Annotated in this window: 19 protein-coding genes; 14 read left to right on the forward strand and 5 right to left on the reverse strand. The window is 73.8% G+C overall.

Features of this window, described 5'->3' with window-relative positions; all coding sequences use genetic code 11:
* Positions 1 to 13: 13 nt before the first annotated feature.
* From ACFZDL_RS29005 to ACFZDL_RS29035, 7 genes are all read left to right on the forward strand, one after another.
* Positions 14 to 295, forward strand: a complete 282-nt coding sequence (locus ACFZDL_RS29005; protein WP_391192825.1) for a hypothetical protein — start codon at positions 14 to 16, stop codon at positions 293 to 295.
* Positions 296 to 353: 58 nt separating this feature from the next.
* On the forward strand, positions 354 to 2,639 hold the full coding sequence (locus ACFZDL_RS29010; RefSeq protein WP_353594182.1) for a serine/threonine-protein kinase: 2,286 nt from the start codon (positions 354 to 356) through the stop codon (positions 2,637 to 2,639).
* 103 nt (positions 2,640 to 2,742) lie between these two features.
* Complete coding sequence (locus ACFZDL_RS29015; RefSeq protein WP_353594184.1) at positions 2,743 to 4,296, forward strand: NAD(P)/FAD-dependent oxidoreductase; 1,554 nt, start codon at positions 2,743 to 2,745, stop codon at positions 4,294 to 4,296.
* Between the two features lie 86 nt (positions 4,297 to 4,382).
* A complete protein-coding gene (locus tag ACFZDL_RS29020) occupies positions 4,383 to 5,486 on the forward strand; it encodes a nitronate monooxygenase family protein (protein WP_353594185.1) in 1,104 nt (367 codons plus the stop codon).
* Between the two features lie 77 nt (positions 5,487 to 5,563).
* Positions 5,564 to 7,123 carry an acyl-CoA synthetase gene (locus ACFZDL_RS29025; protein ID WP_353594186.1) on the forward strand — a complete coding sequence of 520 codons (1,560 nt, stop codon included), beginning with the start codon at positions 5,564 to 5,566 and terminating at the stop codon, positions 7,121 to 7,123.
* A 19-nt stretch (positions 7,124 to 7,142) separates the two neighbouring features.
* Positions 7,143 to 7,838 carry an alpha/beta hydrolase gene (locus ACFZDL_RS29030; protein ID WP_353594187.1) on the forward strand — a complete coding sequence of 232 codons (696 nt, stop codon included), beginning with the start codon at positions 7,143 to 7,145 and terminating at the stop codon, positions 7,836 to 7,838.
* Positions 7,835 to 8,470 carry a chorismate mutase gene (locus ACFZDL_RS29035; RefSeq protein ID WP_353594188.1) on the forward strand — a complete coding sequence of 212 codons (636 nt, stop codon included), beginning with the start codon at positions 7,835 to 7,837 and terminating at the stop codon, positions 8,468 to 8,470. Before ACFZDL_RS29030 ends, ACFZDL_RS29035 begins: the two co-directional genes overlap by 4 nt.
* Positions 8,471 to 8,502: 32 nt before the next feature.
* Here ACFZDL_RS29035 and ACFZDL_RS29040 read toward each other — a convergent pair whose 3' ends face one another.
* Entirely contained in the window at positions 8,503 to 9,552 is a 1,050-nt protein-coding gene (locus ACFZDL_RS29040; protein ID WP_353594189.1) for a saccharopine dehydrogenase NADP-binding domain-containing protein, read from the reverse strand.
* Between the two features lie 134 nt (positions 9,553 to 9,686).
* Between ACFZDL_RS29040 and ACFZDL_RS29045 the strand changes: the two genes are divergently transcribed.
* Positions 9,687 to 10,679, forward strand: a complete 993-nt coding sequence (locus ACFZDL_RS29045; RefSeq protein ID WP_353594190.1) for an AraC family transcriptional regulator — start codon at positions 9,687 to 9,689, stop codon at positions 10,677 to 10,679.
* Here ACFZDL_RS29045 and ACFZDL_RS29050 read toward each other — a convergent pair.
* Positions 10,631 to 12,250: an acyl-CoA synthetase gene (locus ACFZDL_RS29050; RefSeq protein ID WP_353594191.1), complete on the reverse strand. Its 1,620-nt coding sequence runs from the start codon at positions 12,248 to 12,250 to the stop codon at positions 10,631 to 10,633. The two genes, ACFZDL_RS29045 and ACFZDL_RS29050, sit on opposite strands and share 49 nt — an antisense overlap.
* A gap of 169 nt (positions 12,251 to 12,419) precedes the next feature.
* Here ACFZDL_RS29050 and ACFZDL_RS29055 point away from each other — a divergent pair, with 169 nt between their 5' ends.
* The 5 genes from ACFZDL_RS29055 to ACFZDL_RS29075 all read left to right on the forward strand — a co-directional run bounded on the left by ACFZDL_RS29055 (position 12,420) and on the right by ACFZDL_RS29075 (position 17,030).
* Positions 12,420 to 13,226: a crotonase/enoyl-CoA hydratase family protein gene (locus tag ACFZDL_RS29055; RefSeq protein WP_353594192.1), complete on the forward strand. Its 807-nt coding sequence runs from the start codon at positions 12,420 to 12,422 to the stop codon at positions 13,224 to 13,226.
* A 44-nt stretch (positions 13,227 to 13,270) separates the two neighbouring features.
* Positions 13,271 to 14,230 carry an OB-fold domain-containing protein gene (locus ACFZDL_RS29060; protein ID WP_353594193.1) on the forward strand — a complete coding sequence of 320 codons (960 nt, stop codon included), beginning with the start codon at positions 13,271 to 13,273 and terminating at the stop codon, positions 14,228 to 14,230.
* On the forward strand, positions 14,227 to 15,327 hold the full coding sequence (locus tag ACFZDL_RS29065) for a thiolase domain-containing protein (protein WP_353594194.1): 1,101 nt from the start codon (positions 14,227 to 14,229) through the stop codon (positions 15,325 to 15,327). Before ACFZDL_RS29060 ends, ACFZDL_RS29065 begins: the two co-directional genes overlap by 4 nt.
* Positions 15,328 to 15,457: 130 nt before the next feature.
* Complete coding sequence (locus ACFZDL_RS29070) at positions 15,458 to 16,624, forward strand: thiolase domain-containing protein (RefSeq protein ID WP_353594196.1); 1,167 nt, start codon at positions 15,458 to 15,460, stop codon at positions 16,622 to 16,624.
* A gap of 163 nt (positions 16,625 to 16,787) precedes the next feature.
* Complete coding sequence (locus ACFZDL_RS29075; RefSeq protein WP_353594197.1) at positions 16,788 to 17,030, forward strand: DUF397 domain-containing protein; 243 nt, start codon at positions 16,788 to 16,790, stop codon at positions 17,028 to 17,030.
* A gap of 9 nt (positions 17,031 to 17,039) precedes the next feature.
* Here ACFZDL_RS29075 and ACFZDL_RS29080 read toward each other — a convergent pair whose 3' ends face one another.
* The 3 genes from ACFZDL_RS29080 to ACFZDL_RS29090 all read right to left on the reverse strand — a co-directional run bounded on the left by ACFZDL_RS29080 (position 17,040) and on the right by ACFZDL_RS29090 (position 20,940).
* Positions 17,040 to 19,346 carry a hypothetical protein gene (locus ACFZDL_RS29080; protein WP_353594198.1) on the reverse strand — a complete coding sequence of 769 codons (2,307 nt, stop codon included), beginning with the start codon at positions 19,344 to 19,346 and terminating at the stop codon, positions 17,040 to 17,042.
* A gap of 103 nt (positions 19,347 to 19,449) precedes the next feature.
* Positions 19,450 to 20,178: a leucine-rich repeat domain-containing protein gene (locus tag ACFZDL_RS29085; protein WP_353594199.1), complete on the reverse strand. Its 729-nt coding sequence runs from the start codon at positions 20,176 to 20,178 to the stop codon at positions 19,450 to 19,452.
* Between the two features lie 33 nt (positions 20,179 to 20,211).
* Entirely contained in the window at positions 20,212 to 20,940 is a 729-nt protein-coding gene (locus tag ACFZDL_RS29090) for a maleylpyruvate isomerase family mycothiol-dependent enzyme (RefSeq protein ID WP_353594200.1), read from the reverse strand.
* Between the two features lie 48 nt (positions 20,941 to 20,988).
* Here ACFZDL_RS29090 and ACFZDL_RS29095 point away from each other — a divergent pair, with 48 nt between their 5' ends.
* Positions 20,989 to 21,591, forward strand: coding sequence for an ABATE domain-containing protein (locus ACFZDL_RS29095; RefSeq protein ID WP_353594201.1), 603 nt, complete (start codon positions 20,989 to 20,991; stop codon positions 21,589 to 21,591).
* Positions 21,592 to 21,664: the final 73 nt, after the last annotated feature.

The following is a 21,664-nucleotide window of genomic DNA, read 5'->3' on the forward strand; positions in this document are numbered from 1 at the left end:
ACCGGCGCGCGCGGTGATCTGGGGGCGCGTCGCCGCACTCGACCATGCCGGCCTGCCTCCGTACGCCCATGAGCTGTACGGCCGCCCGGCGCCCGCTCCCGCCCTCGTCACCCGCCGACTGAGGGTGGCCGGGCGGGTGCTGCGCGGCATCCCGCCCGCCCTCCGCCGGCAGCTGCCGCCCCAACACATCCTGCGGGCCGTTGAGCGGCTGGCACCCGGTACCCGTCCGTCGGTCTACAAGTTGCGCCAAAACGCCGCCATACTGGACAACGGGGATGCGTCGAAGGCTCCATGACGGGCCGTCGGCTTCGACGGGGGCGGCGGGTGACACTCCCGCCGGAGGCAGGGGGACCATGGCGGACACCAGGCTGATCCAGGGCCGTTACCGGCTGCTCGACCGGATCGGGCGCGGCGGAATGGGCGAGGTGTGGCGGGCGCTCGACGAGTCGCTCGGGCGGCGCGTCGCCGTCAAGTGCCTCAAGCCGATGGGGCAGCAGCGGGACCCGTCCTTCATGGACGTGCTGCGCGAGCGGTTCCGCCGCGAGGCGCGGGTCGCGGCCTCGCTGCAGCACCGCGGGGTGACCGTGGTGCATGACTTCGGGGAGCACGAGGGCGTCCTGTACCTGGTCATGGAGCTGCTCGAGGGGCGCAACCTCAGCCAGCTGCTGGAGGACAACGAGCAGCGTCCGCTGCCGGTCCCCGACGTCCTGGACATGGCCGGCCAGCTCGCCGTCGCCCTCGCCTACACCCATGACCAGGGCATCGTCCACCGGGACCTCAAACCCGCCAACATCATGCGGCTGGCCGACGGCTCGGTGAAGATCTGTGACTTCGGCATCGCCCGGCTCGGCCATGACATCGGCTTCACGGCCCGCCTCACCGGGACGGGCATCACCATGGGCACCCCGCACTACATGTCGCCCGAGCAGATCGCGGGAGGCGCCGTCGACCACCGCAGCGATCTGTACTCCCTGGGCTGTGTGCTGTACGAACTGGCCACCGGCGCTCCGCCCTTCGACCTCGACGACGCCTGGGCGGTGCTCGTCGGCCACCGCGACACCCCGGCCGAGCCGCCGCGCCGGCAGCGGCCCGAGATCCCCGAGCCCTTCGAGCGGGTGATCCTCGACCTGCTGGCCAAGGACCCCGAGGACCGCCCGCGCGACGCCTCCGACCTGGCCAAGCGGATCGCCCTGGCCCGCGCGACCTGGGGCGCCGGGCAGCCGCTGGTACCGGCGTGGACCCTGCCGGGGCCCGGCGCGGGCGTCCCCGCGCAGCGACGGCCCCACCTGCCCGCATGGGCCCGGCACATGACCACCGGTACCGCGGCGGGCCGGGCCGCCCGGGCCGGGGCGCGGCCGGGTCAGCCGGGCGAGAGCGCCCGGCTGACCGGGGTGTGGACCGGCGGGGGCGGGGGAGCGGGGGCAGCCGGGCTCACCGGGGTGTGGGCCGGCGGCCCGGCGCCGCCGCTCGCCGGGCCGCCCGCGGTCGCCTTGGCGCCCCCGCCGCCGAACCTGCTCGCCACGCTCGCCGTCCGGCACACCATCGGGATGAGCCTGGCCCTGCAGGGCCGCTGGGAGGAGGCGGGCCAGGCGCACCGTGAGGTCGCCGCCGAACGGGAGCGCGTGCTGGGCCCCGACCACCCCGACACCCTCGCCAGCCGTTACGAGGTGGCCTTCGCCCTGGGCCGGCTGGGCCGCCACGGCGACGCGCTGGGCGAGTACGGGCGGGTGGCGGCGGGCCGCGAGCGGGTGCTCGGGCCCGAGCACCCGGACACGCTGGCCGCCCGGCAGGAGACCGCGTTCGCGCTGAGCCGCCTCGGCCGTCACTTCGAGGCCCACCAGGTCTACGCCGCCGTGCTCGCGGCCCGCGAGCGGACCATGGGCGCCGACCACCCCGACACGCTGCGCTGCCGCCACAACCTGGCCTTCAATCTGGGCCGCCTGGGGCGGCTCGAGGAATGCCACCGCGTGGCCTGCGAGGTGGCCGCGGCCCGCGCCCGGGTGCTGGGCCCGGACCACGCCGACACCCTGGTCACCCGCTACGAGGTCGCGTACGCCCTCGGGCAGCTGGGCCGCTGGGGCGAGGCGCTGCACATCTACCGGGAGGTGGCCGACGCCCGCGGCCGGACCCTCGGCCCCGGCCACCCGGATACCCTCGCGGCCCGCTACGAGGTCGGCATCAGCCTGGGCCGGCTCGGCCGCAGCGCGGAGGCCCTGGTGCTCTACCGCGCCCTCGTCGACGACCGCACCCGTGCCCAGGGTCCCACCGACCCGGAGACCCTGCGCGCCCGGCACGGCCTCGGTGTCAACCTGGGCCGCCTGGGCCGCTGGGAGGAGGCCCTGGCCGAGGCCCGGGACGTCTCGGCCCTCCGCGAGCGGACGCTGGGCCCGGACCACCCCGACACCCTGGTCAGCCACCGCGAGGTGGCGGTGGCCCTCGGCTGGCTCGGCAACTGGACCGACGCCCTGGAGCTCTACCGCCGGGTCGCCCGGGCCCGTGCGGACGTACTGGGCGCGGACCACCCCGACACCCTGGCCAGCCTGGGCGACGAGGCCCAGTGCCTGGAGCAGTTGGGGCGGCGCGAGGAGGCCGTCGAGTTGTACCGGCGGATGGCGGCGGTGCGGGGGCGGCGCGAGTGAGACGCCGGGGCCGCCGCGCCCCGTCGGCGCCCGAGCCGCGCCCCGTGCGGCCCCGCCTCCCCGCGTCCTGGCCCGGGCGATCACCGCGTGCTAGTCAAGAGGTATGCCTCACAGCGACGCGTACGACGCCGTCATCGTCGGCGGCGGCCACAACGGCCTGGTCGCCGCCGCCTACCTCGCCCGCGCCGGCCGCAGGGTGCTTCTGATGGAGCGGCTCGGCCACACCGGCGGCGCCGCCGTCTCCACGCGCCCCTTCGCCGGGGTCGACGCGCGGCTCTCCCGCTACTCGTACCTGGTGAGCCTGCTTCCGCGGCGGATCGTGAACGACCTGGGCTTGCGCTTCTCCGTCGCCAAGCGGACCGTGTCCTCCTACACCCCCGCCGTTCGGGACGGGCGCCCCACCGGGCTGCTGGTGGGCGGCGGCGAGGCCCGCACCCGTGAGTCGTTCGCCCGGCTGACCGGCTCGGACCGGGAGTACGAGTCCTGGCAGCGCTTCTACGGGATGACCCGGCGCGTGGCCGAGCGGGTGTTCCCGACCCTCACCGAACCGCTGCCCACGCGCCAGGCGCTGCGCGCGCGGATCGGTGACGAGACGGCCTGGCGGGCGCTGTTCGAGCGGCCGCTCGGCGAGACGGTCGAGGCGGAGTTCGAGGACGACCTGATCCGGGGCGTGGTCCTCACCGACGCGCTGATCGGCACCTTCACCCACGCCCACGACCCGTCGCTGCGTCAGAACCGCTGCTTCCTCTACCACGTGATCGGCGGCGGCACCGGCGACTGGGACGTGCCGGTCGGCGGCATGGGCGCGCTGACCGACGCGCTCGCGGACGCGGCCCGCGCGGCGGGCGCCCGGATCGCCACCGGCTGTGAGGCGACGGCGATCGCCACCGACGGGAAGTTCGCGGAGGTGATGTTCCGGGACGCGGACGGGGAGGGCCTGGTGGGCGCCCGGTACGTGCTCGTCGGGGCCGCCCCGCGGGAGCTGGCCGGGCTGCTGGGCGACGAGCCGCCCGACCCGCCGGCCGAGGGCGCGCAGCTCAAGGTGAACATGCTGCTGCGCCGGCTGCCCGCGCTGCGCGACCCCGGCGTCGATCCGCGCGAGGCGTTCGCCGGGACGTTCCACATCGCCGAGGGCTACGGCGAGCTGGAGGCCGCGTACGGCCAGGCCGCGGCGGGCGGGCTGCCCCGGAAGCCGCCGTCGGAGATCTACTGCCACTCGCTGACCGACCCGTCGATCCTGGCCCCCGACCTGGTCCGGGAGGGCCACCAGACCCTGACCCTGTTCGGTCTGCACGCCCCCGCGCGGCTCTTCGCCGCCGACCACGACGCGGCGCTCGCCGCGCTGCTGGAGGCCACCCTCGAACAGCTCGACGCCCACCTCGCCGAGCCGATCGCCGACTGCCTCGCGTACGACGCCCAGGGCATGCCCTGTATCGAGGCGAAGAGCCCGCTGGACCTGGAGCGGGAGCTGCGGCTGCCCGGGGGCAACATCTTCCACCGCGAGCTGGCGTTCCCGTACGCCCAGGAGGGCACCGGCCGCTGGGGCGTGGAGACGCGCCACGCCAATGTGCTGCTGTGCGGGGCGGGCGCGGTGCGCGGCGGCGGGGTGAGCGGGATTCCCGGGCACAACGCGGCCATGGCGGTGCTCGGCCGGTAGCCGCACGGGGCCGCAGAGCCAAAGAATCTGACGTTGCGTCAGAAAAACTCTTCCCTCGTCCGGCGCCCTGCGGCATCCTGCCGCCCATGGAGACGGGCTTGAGCAAAAAGCTGGGTGTCGAGCACGCCATCTTCGGCTTCACGCCGTTCCCCGCCGTGGCCGCCGCGATCACCCGGGCCGGCGGGTTCGGCGTACTCGGCGCGGTCCGCTACGGAGCCGCGGACGAGCTGGCGCGCGACCTCGACTGGGTGCAGGAGCACACCGACGGCAAGCCGTACGGCGTCGATGTCGTGATGCCCGCGAAGAAGGTCGAAGGGGTGACCGAGGCGGACATCGAGGCGATGATCCCCGAAGGACACCGCCGGTTCGTCCAGGAGACCCTGGCCAAGCACGGCGTACCCGAACTCCCCGAGGGCGAGGCGTCCGGCTGGCGGATCACCGGCTGGCTCGAGCACGTCGCCCGCAGCCAGCTGGACGTCGCTTTCGACTACCCCGTCAAACTCCTGGCCAACGCCCTCGGCTCGCCACCCCCCGACGTCGTCGAGCGCGCCCACGACCACGGCATCCTCGTCGCCGCGCTCGCCGGCAGCGCGCGCCACGCGCTCCACCACAAGGACGCGGGCCTGGACATCGTGGTGGCGCAGGGCTACGAGGCCGGCGGCCACACCGGCGAGATCGCGTCCATGGTGCTCACCCCCGAGGTGGTACGGGCGGTGGACCCGCTGCCCGTGCTCGCCGCAGGCGGCATCGGCAGCGGCGAACAGATCGCCGCCGGGCTCGCGCTCGGCGCGCAGGGCGTCTGGCTCGGCTCCATCTGGCTCACCACCGACGAGGCCGCGCTCACCTCGCCCGCGCTCACCCGGAAGCTGCTGGCGGCCGGGTCCGGCGACACCGTCCGCTCCCGCGCCCTCACCGGCAAGCCCGCCCGGCAGCTGCGCACCGAGTGGACCGACGCCTGGGAGGACGCCGAGGGCCCGGACCCGCTGCCGATGCCCCTGCAGGGGCTGCTCGTGGCCGAGGCCGTCTCCCGCATCCAGAAGTACGAGGTGGAGCCGCTGCTCGGCACTCCCGTCGGGCAGATCGTCGGCCGGATGGACACCAAACGCCCGGTGCAGGCCGTCTTCGACGACCTGACCCGCGGCTTCGAGCGCGCCATCGACCGCGTCAACCGCATCGCCGGACGGGTCTGAGCCCGCCGCCCCCGACCGCCCCTCCCGAAAAGACCGCCCCCTGCCTGATACGCCGCCAGAAGGAGGACCGGACCGTCATGTCCCGTACACCCAACGGCTTCTGGGCCCAGGCCGCGCTCGAACCCGACCGCACCGTCCTGATCGCCCCGGACGGCGAGGAGTGGACCGCCGCCCGGCTGCACGCCGCCTGCAACCGGCTCGTCGGCGGGCTGCGCGCCGCGGGGCTGCGGCGGGGCGACGCCTTCGCGGTGGTGCTGCCCAACGGCGTGGAGTTCTTCACGGCCGCGCTCGCCGCCACCCAGGCCGGGCTCTATCTGGTGCCCGTCAACCACCACCTGGTCGGCCCCGAGATCGCCTGGATCGTCTCGGACTCCGGCGCCAAGGTGCTGATCGCCCACGAACGCTTCGGCGAACAGGCCACCCTGGCCGCCGACGAGGCCGGGCTGCCCGCCACCCAGCGCTACGCGGTTGGCGAGGTCGGCGGCTTCCGTCCGTACGCCGAACTGCTGGAGGAACAGTCCGACCAGCCGCCCGCCGACCGCGAGCTGGGCTGGGTCATGAACTACACGTCCGGCACGACGGGCCGCCCGCGCGGCATCCGGCGCCCGCTGACCGGAGCCCTCCCCGAGGACGCCCACCTCGGCGGCTTTCTGCGCTTCTTCGGCATCAAACCCCGCGACGAGGAGCCCGACAACGTCCATCTGGTGTGCTCACCGCTCTACCACACCGCGGTGCTCCAGTTCGCCTCGTCCTCCCTGCACATCGGCCACCGCCTGGTCCTGATGGACAAGTGGACGCCCGAGGAGATGCTGCGCCTCATCGACGCGTACCGCTGCACACACACCCATATGGTCCCCACCCAGTTCCACCGGCTGCTGGCGCTGCCCGAAGAGGTCAGGGGGCGCTACGACGTGTCCTCGATGCGGCACGCCATCCACGGGGCCGCGCCCTGCCCCGAGCACATCAAGCGCGCCATGATCGACTGGTGGGGCAGCTGTGTCGAGGAGTACTACGCGGCCAGCGAGGGCGGCGGCGCCTTCGCCACCACCGAGGACTGGCTCAAGAAGCCGGGGACGGTCGGCAAACCCTGGCCGATCAGCGAACTGGCGATCTTCGACGACGAGGCCAACCGGCTCCCGGCCGGCGAACTCGGCACCGTCTACATGCGGATGACCACCGGCGGCTTCGCCTACCACAAGGACGAGGCCAAGACCCGCAAGAACCGCATCGGCGACTTCTTCACCGTCGGCGACCTCGGCCTGCTCGACGAGGACGGCTATCTCTACCTCCGCGACCGCAAGATCGACCTAATCATCTCCGGCGGCGTCAACATCTACCCCGCCGAGATCGAGGCGGAACTGCTCACCCATCCCGCCGTCGCCGACGCCGCGGCCTTCGGCATCCCGCACGACGACTGGGGCGAGCAGGTCAAGGCGGTCGTGGAGCCCGCGCCGGGGCATGAGCCGGGACCCGAGCTGGAACGGGAGCTGCTGGACCACTGCGAGGGCCGGCTGGCCGGATACAAGCGACCCAAGTCGGTCGACTTCGTCACCGAGATGCCGCGGGACCCCAACGGCAAGCTCTACAAGCGGCGGCTGCGCGAGCCGTACTGGGAGGGGCGTGAGCGAGCCATGTGACGCGGGTACTCTCGGCCGTATGCACACACTTGACAGCGTCGAGGTGGACGGGATCGAGCTGGTCTACCGGGTCTGGGGGGAGCGCGAGGCTCCCCCCGTCCTGCTGCTGGCGGGCCTCGGCGGGGACGGCGTCGACTGGGTGGGAATCGCCCCCGAACTCGCCCGCACCCGGCGCGTCTACGCCCTCGACCTGCGCGGCCACGGGGCCAGTGACTGGCCCGGGGACTACGGGCTGGAGCGGATGAGTGACGACGTCGCCGGCTTCCTCGCGGCCCTCGGCCTGCCCCGCGCCTCGGTCGTCGGGCACTCCTACGGCGGCGTGGTCGGCTACCTCCTCGCCCAGCGCAACCCCGCCCTCGTTGAGCGGCTGGTGATCGAGGACGCCCCGCCGCTGTGGCCCCAGGACCCGCCGCTGGAGGTGCCCGGGCGCCCGGAGGGGCGGCTGACCTTCGACTGGGCGGTCAAGACCCAGTTCACCGAGCAGCGCAACGCGCCCGATCCACGGTGGATCGAGGGGCTTTCCGCGATCACCGCCCCGACCCTGCTCATCGGCGGCGGCCCGGACAGCCATATCCCGCAGGAGCTGCTGGCCGACATGGCCGAGCGAATACCCGACTGCCGCCTGGTCACCATCGACGCCGGGCATCTCGTCCACGAGACGCGCCCCGAGGAGTTCCTGGCCGAGGTGCGCCCGTTCCTGGAGGCAGGGGAGTGACGCTGAACAGGGCCCTGCGCCACGCGCTGACCGCCGCCGCGGCCCTCGGACTGCTGGCCGCGGCGGCGCCCGGCGCGACCGCGGCTCCGGCCGTCTCCACCGCCGCTCCGGCCTCGGCTTCCGCACCGGCGCTTCCGTACGGGCGGCTGCTGCCGATCGCCGACCTGTCCGCCCAGCGGCTGCTGACCGCCGATCAGGTGGCGGCCGCGAAGTGGGGCACCGACAGCCCCATCGACGACCCGGAGCGGGAGCGGCAGGTCCTCGAGGCGGTGGCCGAACAGGCCCGCGCGCTGGGCGCGGACCCGGAGGCCACCGTACGGATCTTCCGCGACCAGATCGAGGCCAACAAGGTCGTCCAACGCGGCCTGTACCGGCGTTGGGAGGCCGACCCCGCCCAGGCGCCCACCGAACGCCCCGACCTCTCCAAGGTCCGGCTGGAGATCAACCGGATCAACGGCGAGCTGGTCAGGGCCGTCGCGGACTCGGCGCGGGCCCGGGCCGAGCGGTCCTGCACGGGCCGGCTGACCGTGGCCGCGCTGCGCGTACGCCACGACAGACAGCTGGACGCCCTGCACTCGGCGGCCCTGGAGCGCGCGCTGCGGTCGGTGTGCGCGCCGCCGAACGGGACCTGACCGCGGCCGGCCTCCCCACGGGGCTCCCGAGGCTACGCCTCGCCCGCCTCGCCGACCGACCAGCTGACGCCGTGGTCCCCCAGGAAGTCGAGGAAGCCGGCGGCGTCGAAGGCCTGGGCGGGGGCGAGGACCCCCGCTCGGGCCCCGTCGGCGGCGAGCCGTCGGGCCGCCTCGACGGCGATCACGGCGGTGGTGCCGTACGCGTCGCGGCCGCGCACCTCGCCCCGGGCGCGCCGGCCGTCGGTGCCCAGCACCTCCACCGCGAAGGCCCACCGCATCGCCTGGCGCTCCGTGACCGCCGGGCCCTCCGGCACCTGCTCGGCCAGCTCGGGGGACAGCCGCGCGAAGAGTTCGAACACCCCCTGGGAGGCGAGCCCTTCCACGTGCCGGGTGCGCACATGGCGGGGCACGGTCACCACCGCGGGCAGCGCGAACCGCACCACGGGCACCGGCTCCGAGCCGCCGGGCAGCACGATCTCCTTGCGGCGGGCGGTCGCCCGCGGTGACAGCCGCCCGTCCTCGTAGCCGAGACCGCCGTCGACCAGCGTGTCCCGCATCGCACCCATCGAGCGGATGGTGCCCCGCGAGGCGCCGCCGCTGACGATGTCGACGGCGATGGCGATCTCCTCCGCCTCGCCGCCCACGCGCGCAGCGGTCAAGGCGGTGATCAGGTCGCTGGGGAGGCCGTCATCGGTGACACCGGGGACGACGGCGACCCCGGCGCGCTCGGCCTCCGCGCCGAAGGTGTCGAAGACATGCCGGATGTAGGGCTGTTCGCCCGTGATGTCGACATAGTGACTGCCCGCGGCGATGGCGGCGCGCACCACGCCCTCTCCCCAGCGGGCGAACGGCCCCGCGCAGTTGACGACGGCGTCGGTGTCGCGGAACGCGGCGACGAGCGCGTCGTGGTCCTCAGCGTCCGCGACCCGTATCTCCGCGTCCTGGAACCCGGCCTTGGCCGCGGCGGCGCGCAGCCGCTCGGCGCCGCGCCCCACCAGCACCGCGTCGATGCCGCGGCGCCGCGCCTCCGCGACCGCGAGCCTGCCGGTGTAACCACTCGCGCCAAAGACGGCGATCTTCACAACGTTCTCCTCTGGGTGTGCCTTCTGGCTTGTGATCCACCGTAGGAAGAACCGGAGAGATTCCCGATGCCTCGCCGTATCCGGAACATGTCCGTTCGTCTCGCGTGCGGCGCGGTATCGATATGGTGGCGCGCATGGATGTCCTCAGCGACGCGATCACCTCCATGCGCGCCGGGCGGCCCCACGCCGGGCGCACCGAGAAGCACGGCTCCTGGGGCGTGCGCTTCCCCGACTCCGAGGGCGCGGGCTTCCACGTCGTGCTCCAGGGGACGTGCTGGGTGCTGCCGGGCGACGGCGAGCCGGTCGCGCTGGGCCCGGGGGACGTGGTGTTCCTGCCGCACGGGCGCGGACACGGCCTCGCCGACAGCCCCGGGACCCCACTGGCCGAGTTCCGCGGCTCCCTCCCGGGCCCCTTCGCCGAAGACGCCGCCTCCCCGGACACCGCCGACGGGGCCGAGGGCGCCCGCACGGAGCGGCGTCCGCGCCCGGACACGCTGTTGCTGTGCGGCGCCTACGTCCTCGACAGGGCCCGGCCGCACCCCCTCCTCGGCGAGCTGCCCCAAGCCCTCCACATCCCGGCCCGGCTCGGCCGCCACCCCGAGCTGCGCGCGGCCGTCGAACTGCTGGGCGGCGAGCTGGAGCGGGCGCGCCCCGGCACGAGCGCCGTGCTGACCTCACTGCTCGACATGCTGCTGCTGTATGTGCTGCGCGCCTGGTACGAGGAGCAGTCCGGCCACATGAGCACCGGCTGGGCCGCCGCCCTGCACGACCGGGCCGTCTCCGAGGCGCTGCGCGCCATCCACCGCGACCCCGCCCACCCCTGGACCGTCGAGACGCTGGGACAGGCCGCGGGGCTGTCCCGGGCGGCGTTCGCCCGGCGCTTCACAGCACTGGCCGGGCAGCCGCCGCTCGCGTATCTGACGTGGTGGCGGATGACGGTGGCGGCCCGGCTGCTGCGCGAGTCGGAGCTGCCGCTGCGCGCGGTGGCCGAACGGACCGGATACACCTCGGAATTCGCCTTCGCCAAGGCGTTCAAGCGGGAGTACGGGGTCGCGCCCGGCGGCTACCGGCGGCGCGGTCAGGAGTCCGCCGGGGCGCTCGCCGCGACGTCCCTGGCCCAGCGGTAGTCGGCCTTGCCGCTGGGTGAGCGCTGGATGTGGTCGCTGAAGACCACCGTACGCGGGATCTTGTAGCCCGCGAGCCGGGTGCGGCAGTGCGCCCGGACGGCGTCGGCCGTCAGCCCCGCCGCGCCCTCGCGGGGCTGGACGACGGCCGCGACACGGCTGCCCCAGCGCTCGTCCGGCACGCCCGCCACCAGCGCGTCGTACACATCCGGATGGGCTTTGAGCGCCTGCTCGACCTCCTCCGGATAGACCTTCTCGCCACCGGTGTTGATGCACTGCGAACCGCGCCCGAGGACCGTGATCACGCCGTCCTCGTCGACCGTGCCCATGTCGCCGAGCAGCACCCAGCGCTCGCCGTCCGCCTCGAAGAACGTCTCGGCGGTCTTCTTCGTGTCGTTGTAGTAGCCGAGCGGCACATGGCCGCGCTGGGCGATGCGGCCGGGCTCGCCGGGAGCCACGGGCCGGTACGTCGCCGGGTCGACCACCGAGGTACGGGCGTTGACGCGCAGCCGGAAGCCGTTCTGAGGGCCGGCGTCCTCGGTGGCGGTGCCGTTGAAGCCGGACTCGGAGGAGCCGAAGTTGTTCAGCAGCATGGTGTGCGGCGCCAGCTCGGCGAACTGGGCCCGTACGGTGTCCGACAGCACCGCGCCGGAGCTGCTGACGCTGAACAGCGAGGAGCAGTCGGTGTCCTTGAGGGGGCCGGCCAGGGCGTCCACCAGGGGGCGCAGCATCGCGTCGCCGACCAGCGAGACGCTGGTGACCTTCTCCTTCTCGATCGTGCGCAGCACCTCTTCGGGCACGAACTTACGGTGGATGACCACCTTCTGGCCGAAGTTGAAGCCGATGAAGGCGGTGAGCGTGGAGGTGCCGTGCATCAGCGGCGGGGTGGGGAAGAACACCAGGCCGTCGCCGCCCGCCGCCACCCGCTCCGCCAGCTCCTCGGGCCGGCTGACCGGTTCCCCGGTCGGCGCGCCTCCGCCGAGCCCGGAGAAGAACAGGTCCTCCTGCCGCCACAGCACGCCCTTGGGCATTCCCGTGGTGCCACCGGTGTAGATGATGAACCGGTCGTCGCCGGAGCGCGCCGGGAAGTCGCGCACGCGCGAACCCGAGGCCTCCGCCTCCTCGAAGGACACGGACGCGGGGCCGCCCCCGGCCGGGGGGCCGACCCGGACGAGATGGCGCAGGGTCTCGGTGCGGGGGAGCGCGGCGGCCACCCGGTCGGCGAACTCGGCGTCGTACACCAGCGCCGCCAGATCGGCGTCCCGGTAGAGGTAGATCAGCTCTTCCTCGACATAGCGGTAGTTGACGTTCACCGGCACGGCCCGGATCTTCAGACAGGCGAGGGAGGTCTGCAGATACTCGACGCCGTTGTACAGGTGCAGGCCGACGTGTTCGCCCGGCGCGACGCCCGAGTCCCGCAGATGGTGGGCGAGCCGGTTGGCGGCCGCGTCGAGCTGCGCGTAGGTCAGCCTCCGCTCGGCCCCGGTGCCTGGGTGGTCGATGTACACCAGCGCCTCTCTGTCGGGCACCGTGTCGACGATCGACTCGAACAGGTCGGCAAGGTTGTACTCCACGGCTCCTCCTGACCTGACACCGGGCGGGCTTGGGCTTGGCGGTCATTGGAGCGCCGTCCGGAAGAGATGTGAAGGCACACGGCCAATAAATCTGACTGGGCATCAGATTTCTCTTGAAGTCGTCCGGCGCCTCCTGCAACCTGTTCTGGGTCGAGACGGGAGGACTGCCGTGACAAGCGGGACCGAACATCTGACGGTGGAGCGCGCCGGCGCGACGCTGGTGCTCACCCTGAACCGTCCGGAGGCCAAGAACGCGCTCTCGCTGCCGATGCTCGTCGGCCTCCACGACGGCTGGGCCCAGGCCGACGAGGACGACGACATCCGGTCGGTGGTGCTCACCGGGGCCGGCGGGGTCTTCTGCGCGGGCATGGACCTCAAGGCCCTGGCGGGCGGCGACGGGATGGCCGGACAGCATTACCGGGACCGGCTCAAGGCCGATCCCGACCTGCACTGGAAGGCGATGCTCCGGCATCACCGGCCGCGCAAGCCGGTGATCGCCGCCGTCGAAGGGCACTGTGTGGCGGGCGGCACGGAAATCCTCCAGGGCACCGACATCCGCGTCGCGGGCCGCGGCGCCACCTTCGGGCTCTTCGAGGTCAGGCGCGGCCTGTTCCCCATCGGCGGCTCCACCGTCCGCCTCGCCCGCCAGGTCCCGCGCACCCACGCGCTGGAGATGCTGCTGACCGGGCGCCCCTACACGGCCGAGGAGGCCGAGCGGATCGGGCTGATCGGCCGCGTCGTCCCCGACGGCACCGCCCTGGAGACGGCCCTGGAGATCGCCGAGCTGATCAACGCCAACGGCCCGCTCGCCGTCGAGGCCGTCAAGGCGTCCGTGTACGAGACGGCGGAGATGACCGAGGCCGACGGCCTGAAGTCCGAACTCGAACGCGGCTGGCCCATCTTCGGCACCGCCGACGCGAAGGAGGGCTCGAAGGCCTTCGCGGAGAAGCGGCCGCCGGTCTACCGACGGGCCTGAGCGCGCCCAGGCGAACCGAGCCTCGAAAAGGAGAGAGGCACAACATGACACCGGCTTCCGCGCCCGAGGTGCTTTCCGCCCCTCTGGTCGTCGAGTTCCCCTTCACCCGCTCCCTCGGCCCCGTCCAGAGCGCGTTCCTGACCGGGCTGCGCGAGCGCACCGTGCTCGGCGTACGGACCGCCGACGACCGGGTGCTCGTGCCCCCCGTCGAGTACGACCCGGTCACCGCCGAGGAGATCCGCGACCTCGTCGAAGTCGGCACCACGGGCACCGTCACCACCTGGGCCTGGAACCCCGACCCGCGCCGGGGACAGCCCCTCACCACCCCTTTCGCCTGGGCGCTGGTCCGGCTCGACGGCGCCGACACCGCCCTGCTCCACGCCCTGGACGCGCCCGGCCCCGACGCCGTGCGCACCGGCATGCGGGTGCGGATCCGATGGGCCGAGGAGCGGACCGGCGCCATCACCGACATCGCCTGCTTCGAACCGTACGAGAGCGAACCCGACCCGCGAACCGCCTCGCACAGCGGCGAGTTCGCCGACCCCGTGCAGGGCATCGTGGCGCCCGCCCGCCTGGACTATGTGTACTCGCCCGGCCGCGCCCCGTCCCGCTACATCGCCGCACTCGCCGAGCGGCGGACCGTGGGGGAGCGCTGCCCGTCCTGCCGCAAGGTGTACGTCCCGCCCCGCGGCGCCTGCCCCACCTGCGGCGTCGCCACCGACGAACAGGTCGAGGTCGGCCCGCGCGGCACGGTCACCACCTTCTGCATCGTCAACATCAAGGCGAAGAACCTCCATATCGAGGTGCCGTACGTCTACGCGCACATCGCCCTGGACGGCGCGGACCTCGCCCTCCACGGCCGCATCGGCGGCATCCCCTACGACCAGGTGCGGATGGGGCTGCGCGTCGAGCCGGTGTGGACCGAGGGCGGGCGCTACCCCGACCACTACCGCCCCACCGGCGAACCCGACGCGGACTACGACAACTACAAGGAGCTGCTGTGAACCCGAGGCGCGTCGCCATCGTGGCCTTCGCGCAGACCCGCCACCGGCGCCGGTCCGCGGAGCTCTCCGAGGTCGAGATGTTGATGCCGGTGCTGCATGAAGTGCTCGGCGCCGTCGGCCTGCGCACCGGCGAGATCGACTTCACCTGCTCCGGCTCCTCCGACTACCTCGCCGGCCGCGCCTTCTCCTTCACCATGGCGCTGGACGGCGTCGGAGCCTGGCCGCCGATCTCCGAGTCGCATGTGGAGATGGACGGCGCCTGGGCGCTGTACGAGGCGTGGGTCAAACTGCTGGCCGGAGAGGCCGAGACGGCGCTCGTCTACTCCTACGGCAAGTCCTCGCCGGGAGAGCTGCGCGATGTGCTGACCCGCCAGCTCGACCCCTACTACCTCGCCCCGCTGTGGCCCGACCCGGTGTCCCTGGCCGCCCTCCAGGCCCAGGCGCTCATCGACGAGGGAGCCACCGACGAGCGCGCCCTCGCCGGGGTCGCCGCGCGCAGCCGCGGCGCCGCGGAACACAACCCGCACGCCCAACTGGCCGGCTCCGCCGCCCCGGACGCGCTGCTCGAGGACCCTTACCTGGTGCGGCCGCTGCGCCGCCACGACTGCCCGCCCATCGGCGACGGCGCGGCCGCCGTCGTCCTCGCCGCCGACGACACCGCGCGCCGCCTGTGCCCCCGTCCCGCGTGGATCCGCGGCATGGACCACCGCATCGAGGCGCACGGACTGGGCGTACGGGATCTCACCCGTTCCCCCTCGACCCGGCTCGCCGCGCGCAACGCCGGTCTGTTCGACGACGGCGCCGTGCCGCCCGACACCGCCGAGCTGCACGCGCCGTTCACCTCGCAGGAGGTGATCCTCCGGCGCGAGCTGGAGCTGGGCGAGGGCGTACGCGTCAATCCGTCCGGCGGCGCGCTCGCCGCCAACCCCATGATGGCCGCCGGGCTGATCCGCCTCGGCGAGGCCGCGGCCCGCATCCACCGCGGCGAGTCCGACCGGGCCGTCGCACACGCCACCTCCGGGCCGTGTCTGCAGCACAACCTCGTGGCGGTCCTGGAAGGAGAACGGGACGGTCAACCGGAAGGGGACCAGGCATGAGCGCGTGCATGAGCGTGTCTTGGCGCGCTGTGCGGGCTGGACTGAGGAGCCGCGCAGCGACGGAGGAGCGAGCAGTGACGAGGGAAGCCCGCGCGTTGGAGCGCGCCGAGACTGAGCGGGAGGAGGGGGCATGAGCAAGGAGCCCATCGCCGTCGTCGGGGTCGGCCAGACCAAGCACACCGCCGCCCGCCGGGATGTGTCGATCGCCGGGCTGGTCCGCGAGGCCGCCGTACGCGCTCTCGAAGACGCCGAGCTGACCTGGGCGGACATCGACGCCGTCGTGATCGGCAAGGCGCCCGACTTCTTCGAGGGCGTGATGATGCCCGAGCTCTATCTCGCCGACGCGCTCGGCGCGGTCGGCAAGCCCATGCTGCGGGTGCACACCGCGGGTTCGGTCGGCGGCTCCACCGCGCTGGTCGCCGCGAACCTGGTGGCCGCCCGCGTCCACCGGACCGTCCTCACTCTGGCCTTCGAGAAGCAGTCGGAGTCCAACGCCATGTGGGGGCTCTCCCTGCCCATCCCCTTCCAACAGCCGCTGCTGGCCGGGGCGGGCGGCTTCTTCGCCCCCCATGTCCGGGCCTATATGCGGCGGACCGGCGCCCCGGCCGCCATCGGCTCGCTCGTCGCGTACAAGGACCGCCGCAACGCCCTGCGCAACCCCTATGCCCATCTGCACGAGCAGGATCTGACCCTGGAGAAGGTGCAGGCCTCCCCGATGCTGTGGGACCCCATCCGCTACTCGGAGACCTGCCCGTCCTCCGACGGGGCCTGCGCCATGGTGCTCACCGACCGGGCCGGCGCGGCCCGTGCGCCGGCCCCGCCCGCCTGGGTGCACGGCGGCGCCATGCGCAGCGAGCCGACGCTCTTCGCGGGCAAGGACTTCGTCTCGCCGCGGGCCGGAAAGGACTGCGCTGCCGATGTCTACCGGCAGGCCGGGATCACCGACCCGCGCCGCGAGATCGACGCGGTGGAGATGTATGTGCCGTTCAGCTGGTACGAGCCGATGTGGCTGGAGAACCTGGGCTTCGCCGCCGAGGGCGAGGGCTGGAAGCTGACGGAGTCGGGCGTGACCGAGATCGACGGCGATCTGCCGGTGAACCCGTCGGGCGGGGTGCTGTCCACCAACCCCATCGGCGCCTCGGGCATGATCCGCTTCGCCGAGGCCGCGCTCCAGGTGCGCGGGCGGGCGGGGGAGCACCAGGTGGAGGGCGCGCGCAAGGCGCTCGGGCACGCCTATGGCGGAGGCTCGCAGTTCTTCTCGATGTGGCTGGTGGCGGCCGAGCCCCCGGCCGGCTGACCGCGGGCCCGGGCCGCCCCGCCCGGTGCCTGCCGCCGGCTTCCTCCCGTCGTCCCCGCCGTACGCCCGCGTGTGCGGTGCCGTCCTTCTTTCGCGGCCTGTGCGGCACCGGTCGCGATCGCTAGGGTGGGGCGGGGACGACGATCCGGGAGGAGCCAACCACGTGGCCGACACCACCACCGAACAGCCCCTGGCAGCCAGCGCAGAGAAGCCCGACCTCGATCTCACCACCGCCCAGTGGAGGTCGAGCAGCCAGGGCGTGGGCGATGTCGAAATCGCCTTCGTCGAGGGCTATATCGCCATGCGCCACGGCCGCCGGCCGCAGGACCCGGCCCTGATCTTCTCCCCCGCCGAGTGGCGCGCCTTCGTCATCGGCGCGCGCGACGGCGAGTTCGACCTGACCTGAGCAGGGGCGTCACGGGGCGAGCCGCCCGAGCGCGTCGGGCAGCTCGCCCTCGTAGACCAGCGTCAGCCGCCGCGTCACCCGCGTGATCGCCACATACAGATCGTGCCCGCCTTTGGGGGACTGGGACCGGATCCCGGCCGGGTCCGCGACCACCGCGCGGTCAAACTCAAGCCCCTTGGCCTGCGCCACGGTCAGCAGCACCAGCGGGGAGTCAAGGGCGTCGGGCCTGTCCCCGCGCGCGGCGCTGGGCAGCGCCCGCCCCAGCGCCTCCACGACCTGGTCGGCGGCCACCACCGCGAGCCGGCCGCCGCCCTGTTCGGCCAGGTCCGCCAGGTCGGCCTCGACGGCCCGCACCACCTCGCGCGCCAGCCGGCCCCGGGGGGCCCGTACGGCCACCGGCGGCTGCCCTTCGCGGCGCACCGACTCGGGGGCCGAAAGCTCCGGCGCCACCTCGGCCAGCACCTCCGCGGCCAGGTCCATCACCTCGGCCGGCGTGCGGTAGTTGACCGTCAGCCGCTCCTCGCGCCACCCGCCCCGGGTGTACGGGTCGAGCATCTGCCCCCAGGAGGCGGCCCCGGCCGGGCTGCCGGTCTGGGCCACATCGCCGACCACTGTCATCGACCGCGTGGGCACCCTCCGCATCACCATCCGCCAGGCCATCGCGGACAGCTCCTGCGCCTCGTCCACGATCACATGGCCGTAGGCCCAGGAGCGGTCGGCGGCGGCGCGCTCGGCGGTGCTGCGCACCGGCCCGGAGTCAAGGTGGCGGGCGGCGAGGGTGGCGGCGTCGACCGGGGCGGGCCCTTCGCCCTCGCCCTCGTCCTCCTCGTCCCCGTCCTCGCCTTTGTCCAGGCCGACGATCCGCAGCACTTCCCGCGCGTAGCGCTCCTCCTCCCGCCGCTCCTCCTCGGCCACCCGGGCCCTGGCCCGTTCGGCGGAGTCGTCGGTGCCCAGCAGCTCCGCTGCCTCGTCCAGCAGCGGTACGTCGCCCACCGTCCACGGCGCGTCCCGCGCGCGCAGCAGCGCGGCCCGCTCGTCGTCGGTCAGCAGCGGGGCGGCCGAGCGCAGCCGGTCGGGGTCCGAGAGCAGTTCGGCGACCAGCCGCCGCGGGGTGAGCGGCGGCCACAGCGCGTCGAGCGCCGCGCGGACCGGCGGCTGGGCCCACAGCTCCGCCGGGCCGTGGCGCAGTTCCTCCTCGTCGAGCGGCCGTCCGTGCCGCCGCGCCCGCTCCCGTACGAGGGCGTCGAGCAGATCGAGGACGAAGCGCTTGCGGGCCACGTTGTGCGGCGCGCCCAGCGCCTGTGCGCGCTTCCGGGCGCGGGCGCACGCCTGCCGGGACAGCCGCAGCACCTCGTCCTCCAGCGGGACGTCGACGGGGCCCGCGGGCAGCAGTTGCCTCTCGCGTACGGCGGCGGCGATCACGTCCACCATCCGCAGGTCTCCCTTGACGACCGCGGCCCGCGCCCCGTCCTCGGCGGTCGCCGACACGCCGGGGAACAGCCCGCCCAGTTCGGTGAGCACCACGTCGGTCTCGCCCAGGGAGGGCAGCACCTGGCCGATGTAGCGCACAAAGGCCGCGCCAGGGCCGATGACCAGCACACCGCGGCGGGCCAGGGTGTCGCGGTAGGTGTAGAGCAGATACGCCGCCCGGTGCAGCGCGGCCACGGTCTTCCCGGTGCCCGGCCCGCCCTGGACGACGAGCACCCCTTGCAGCCCGGAGCGGATCACCCGGTCCTGTTCGGTCTGGATGGTGGCCACCACGTCCGTCATCCGGCCGGTACGGCCCCGGCGCAGCGCGGCCAGCAGCGCGGCCTCGCCGACCAGGCCGCGCCGTTCGGACTCGGCCAGGCCGTCGAGGTCGAACACCTCGTCGTCGACCCCGGTCACCATCCGGCCCCGGGTGTGCAGATGGCGGCGGCGCACCAGGGTGCCGGGGTCGGTGGGGGAGGCGGCGTAGAAGGGGCGGGCGGCCGGTGCCCGCCAGTCGACCAGCAGCGGCTCGTGTGCGTCGTCGCGCAGTCCGATCCGGCCGATGTAGTGGCCGGCGCCGCCCGCGTGGTCCGCGTGGTCGATGCGCCCGAAGCACAGGCCGCCCTCGACCCCGTTGAACCGGGCGATGCTCCCGGCGTGTTCATCGGCGCGCACTTCGCGCTCGACCAGTGCCTGGCGCGTCCCGCCGTGTGCTCCGTCGCGTAACACCGTGCTCAGGGCCTTCTCTTCCCGTTCGCGCAGTGTGTCGAGCCGTTCGTACAGGGCGGTCACATAGCTCTGCTCGGTGCGCAGGGCCTCGGCGAGGGCGGCTTGACTGGCTTTCATAGTGCTGATACACTCCCAGTGTAGCGACTTCTGTATAGTGAAGTTCGCGCATCAAGTGGTAGAGCATATCAGCTCCCGCGCCCGAACAGCGCTGAGACGGCCCTCAGGTGAGCACGGCACAGCCCTTTTCCCTGAGTGATCGCAGGGGCCGCAGATCGTCTCCTCGCTCCTCGAACCCGTTCCAGCGCAGATCGAGCTTCTCCAGGGACGGCAGCTCCGCGATCCAGTCCGGAATCCCGCGCAGCCGGTTGCTCCGCAGGTCGAGGTGGCGCAGCAGCGGCAGCGCGCGCAGCGGCTCGGGCACCGACTCCAGGGCGTTGTCCCGCAGCTCCAGGTGGCGCAGCTGGGTGAGTGCGGAGAAGGCGGCGGGCAGGGAGGTGAGGCGATTGCCGCGCAGCCACAGCTCCCGCAGCCGGCCGAGCCGCCCGATCGACTCGGGCAGCCCGGCCAGCTCGTTGTGTTGTGCACGCAGCTCCACCAGGCCCGACATCCGGCCGATCTCCGGCGGCAGTTCGGCGATCCGGTTCTCGCCGACGTTGAGATACGCCAACTCGTTCAGCCGGCCGAGCTCGGGCGGCAGCCGGGTCAGGCGGTTGTCGTGCAGATACAGATACCGGGTCAGGCCCCGCAGCTCGCCGAGTTCACTCGGTGCTTCGGCGAGCTGGTTGTGCCCCAGGTCGAGCGTGTGCAGCCGGTGGAGGCGGCCGATGTCCGGGGAGAGGCGGGTGAGCCCGTTGTCCGCGAGGATCAGCACCCGCAGCCCGGTGCGCTCCCATACGTCCTCGGGCACCTCGCCGAGGCCCGCCTTCCAGAGGTTGAGTACGTCGGTCATGAGGGTGGACTCTATGAGCCGCCCGGGCCATGGCTAAGGCCAGGGGCGGAGTTCGGGGAGCGGGGCCGGGCCGCTGTCCAGCGGGCCGGTGGGGGCGCGTCCGGCCATCCACGCGGTGAGATCGGTCAGCCGCCCCCGTACGGTCAGCGGCTCGCCCGATCCGTGAGCGCGCCGCTCCGGTCCGTCGGTGGCCTCCAGGGTGAGTCGGGTGTCCAGCGGCGCGCGCGGGGCGAGGAAGTCCAGCACATGCGCGCAGAAGTCGCGCGACCAGTCGCCGGGGCCGTAGCCGAGCAGCGCGTCCGTCGTGTGGATCTCCAACTCCCGCCACCAGCACAGCACAACGCCGCGCACATCCGCGTCGCGGTAGCGCACGGGCCGCTCCCAGTCGCCCGGGCCCACCGCGGTGAAGGCGCCCTCCGCCTCGGCGAGGGCCTGGGTCACGGCGTGCCGCAGCTCGTCCGCCGAGCGCTTCGAGCCCGCCTCGATCGCGGCGTCCCGGGCCGGGCGGCCCCCGTCGTACACCTCGATCAGCTCACCCTGCATCGCGAACCTGGCCTGCCGGGCGAGCGCCGATCCGACGCCCCCGATGTGCGCCAGCACATGCGCGCGGCTCCAGCCGGGCAGCGCGCTCGGCTCCCGGACCGCGGCCTCGGTCAGGCCGTCGAGGAGGGTGCGCAGCCGCTGGTGTCCGGCGAGCACGGCGGCCACCACCCGCGCCGCGCCGTCGTCGCCCTTGCCGATGTCGGTGTGCGTGTCGTTCATATGTCCCCCACGGGCTAATGGTTGGAACGGGAGGCTACCATTAACACCATGGCCGACGACCGACTCGCCCTCGCACTCGCCGTCACCATCCGCCACGACGGGAACGGCGGGGTGGCGGATGATCTGACCGCGCCCGAAGGGCTGACCGCCTGGGTGCGGGAGCTGGCCGACCCGCTGCGGGACGCGCTGGGCGCCGAGGACTTCACCGCGGACGCGGCCGCGCTCGACGCCGTACGCGAGCTGCGCGCCGCCGTCCGCGCGCTGTTCGCCCGCGCGGTCCGGCCCGGCCCGCCGAGCTCCGCGGACGCCCACCGGCTGCTGCCCGAGGAGCTGGCCGTGGCGCGGCTGAACGCGGCGGCGGCCCGGGCGCCCGGCTCCCCGCGCCTGGAGTGGCCCGAGGGCGGTCCCCCCGTGGTCCGCGCCGCGTGGCCGCCGGGCCTCACCGACGCCGACCGGCTGGTGGCGGCGGTCGCCCGCGACGCCATCGGGTTTCTCGCCGGGCCGGAGCGCGAGCGGCTGCGGGCCTGCCCCGCCCCGCGCTGTGTGCGCTACTTCGTCAAGGACCACCCCCGCCAGGAGTGGTGCAAGCCGTCCTGCGGCAACCGCGCCCGCGTCGCCCGGCACCACCGCCGCCACCGGGCGGAGCCCTGACCCGCCTGGAATGATCCTGCCGGGAGTGATCCCGCCTGGGATGACCCCGCCTGGGATGATCCCGCCCGGAGAC

Origin of the sequence: Streptomyces sp. NPDC007917, assembly GCF_042959105.1 — a bacterium.
Taxonomy (GTDB): domain Bacteria; phylum Actinomycetota; class Actinomycetes; order Streptomycetales; family Streptomycetaceae; genus Streptomyces.

Excerpts from the sequence above, each read along its gene's own strand:
- ACFZDL_RS29085 (WP_353594199.1), bottom strand. The coding sequence starts at position 20,178 with ATGACCGACGTACTCAACCTCTGGAAGGCGGGCCTCGGCGAGGTGCCC.
- ACFZDL_RS29015 (WP_353594184.1), top strand. The coding sequence starts at position 2,743 with ATGCCTCACAGCGACGCGTACGACGCCGTCATCGTCGGCGGCGGCCAC.
- ACFZDL_RS29020 (WP_353594185.1), top strand. The coding sequence starts at position 4,383 with ATGGAGACGGGCTTGAGCAAAAAGCTGGGTGTCGAGCACGCCATCTTC.
- ACFZDL_RS29090 (WP_353594200.1), bottom strand. The coding sequence starts at position 20,940 with ATGAACGACACGCACACCGACATCGGCAAGGGCGACGACGGCGCGGCG.
- ACFZDL_RS29030 (WP_353594187.1), top strand. The coding sequence starts at position 7,143 with ATGCACACACTTGACAGCGTCGAGGTGGACGGGATCGAGCTGGTCTAC.
- ACFZDL_RS29025 (WP_353594186.1), top strand. The coding sequence starts at position 5,564 with ATGTCCCGTACACCCAACGGCTTCTGGGCCCAGGCCGCGCTCGAACCC.
- ACFZDL_RS29070 (WP_353594196.1), top strand. The coding sequence starts at position 15,458 with ATGAGCAAGGAGCCCATCGCCGTCGTCGGGGTCGGCCAGACCAAGCAC.
- ACFZDL_RS29080 (WP_353594198.1), bottom strand. The coding sequence starts at position 19,346 with ATGAAAGCCAGTCAAGCCGCCCTCGCCGAGGCCCTGCGCACCGAGCAG.
- ACFZDL_RS29060 (WP_353594193.1), top strand. The coding sequence starts at position 13,271 with ATGACACCGGCTTCCGCGCCCGAGGTGCTTTCCGCCCCTCTGGTCGTC.
- ACFZDL_RS29045 (WP_353594190.1), top strand. The coding sequence starts at position 9,687 with ATGGATGTCCTCAGCGACGCGATCACCTCCATGCGCGCCGGGCGGCCC.
- ACFZDL_RS29095 (WP_353594201.1), top strand. The coding sequence starts at position 20,989 with ATGGCCGACGACCGACTCGCCCTCGCACTCGCCGTCACCATCCGCCAC.
- ACFZDL_RS29010 (WP_353594182.1), top strand. The coding sequence starts at position 354 with ATGGCGGACACCAGGCTGATCCAGGGCCGTTACCGGCTGCTCGACCGG.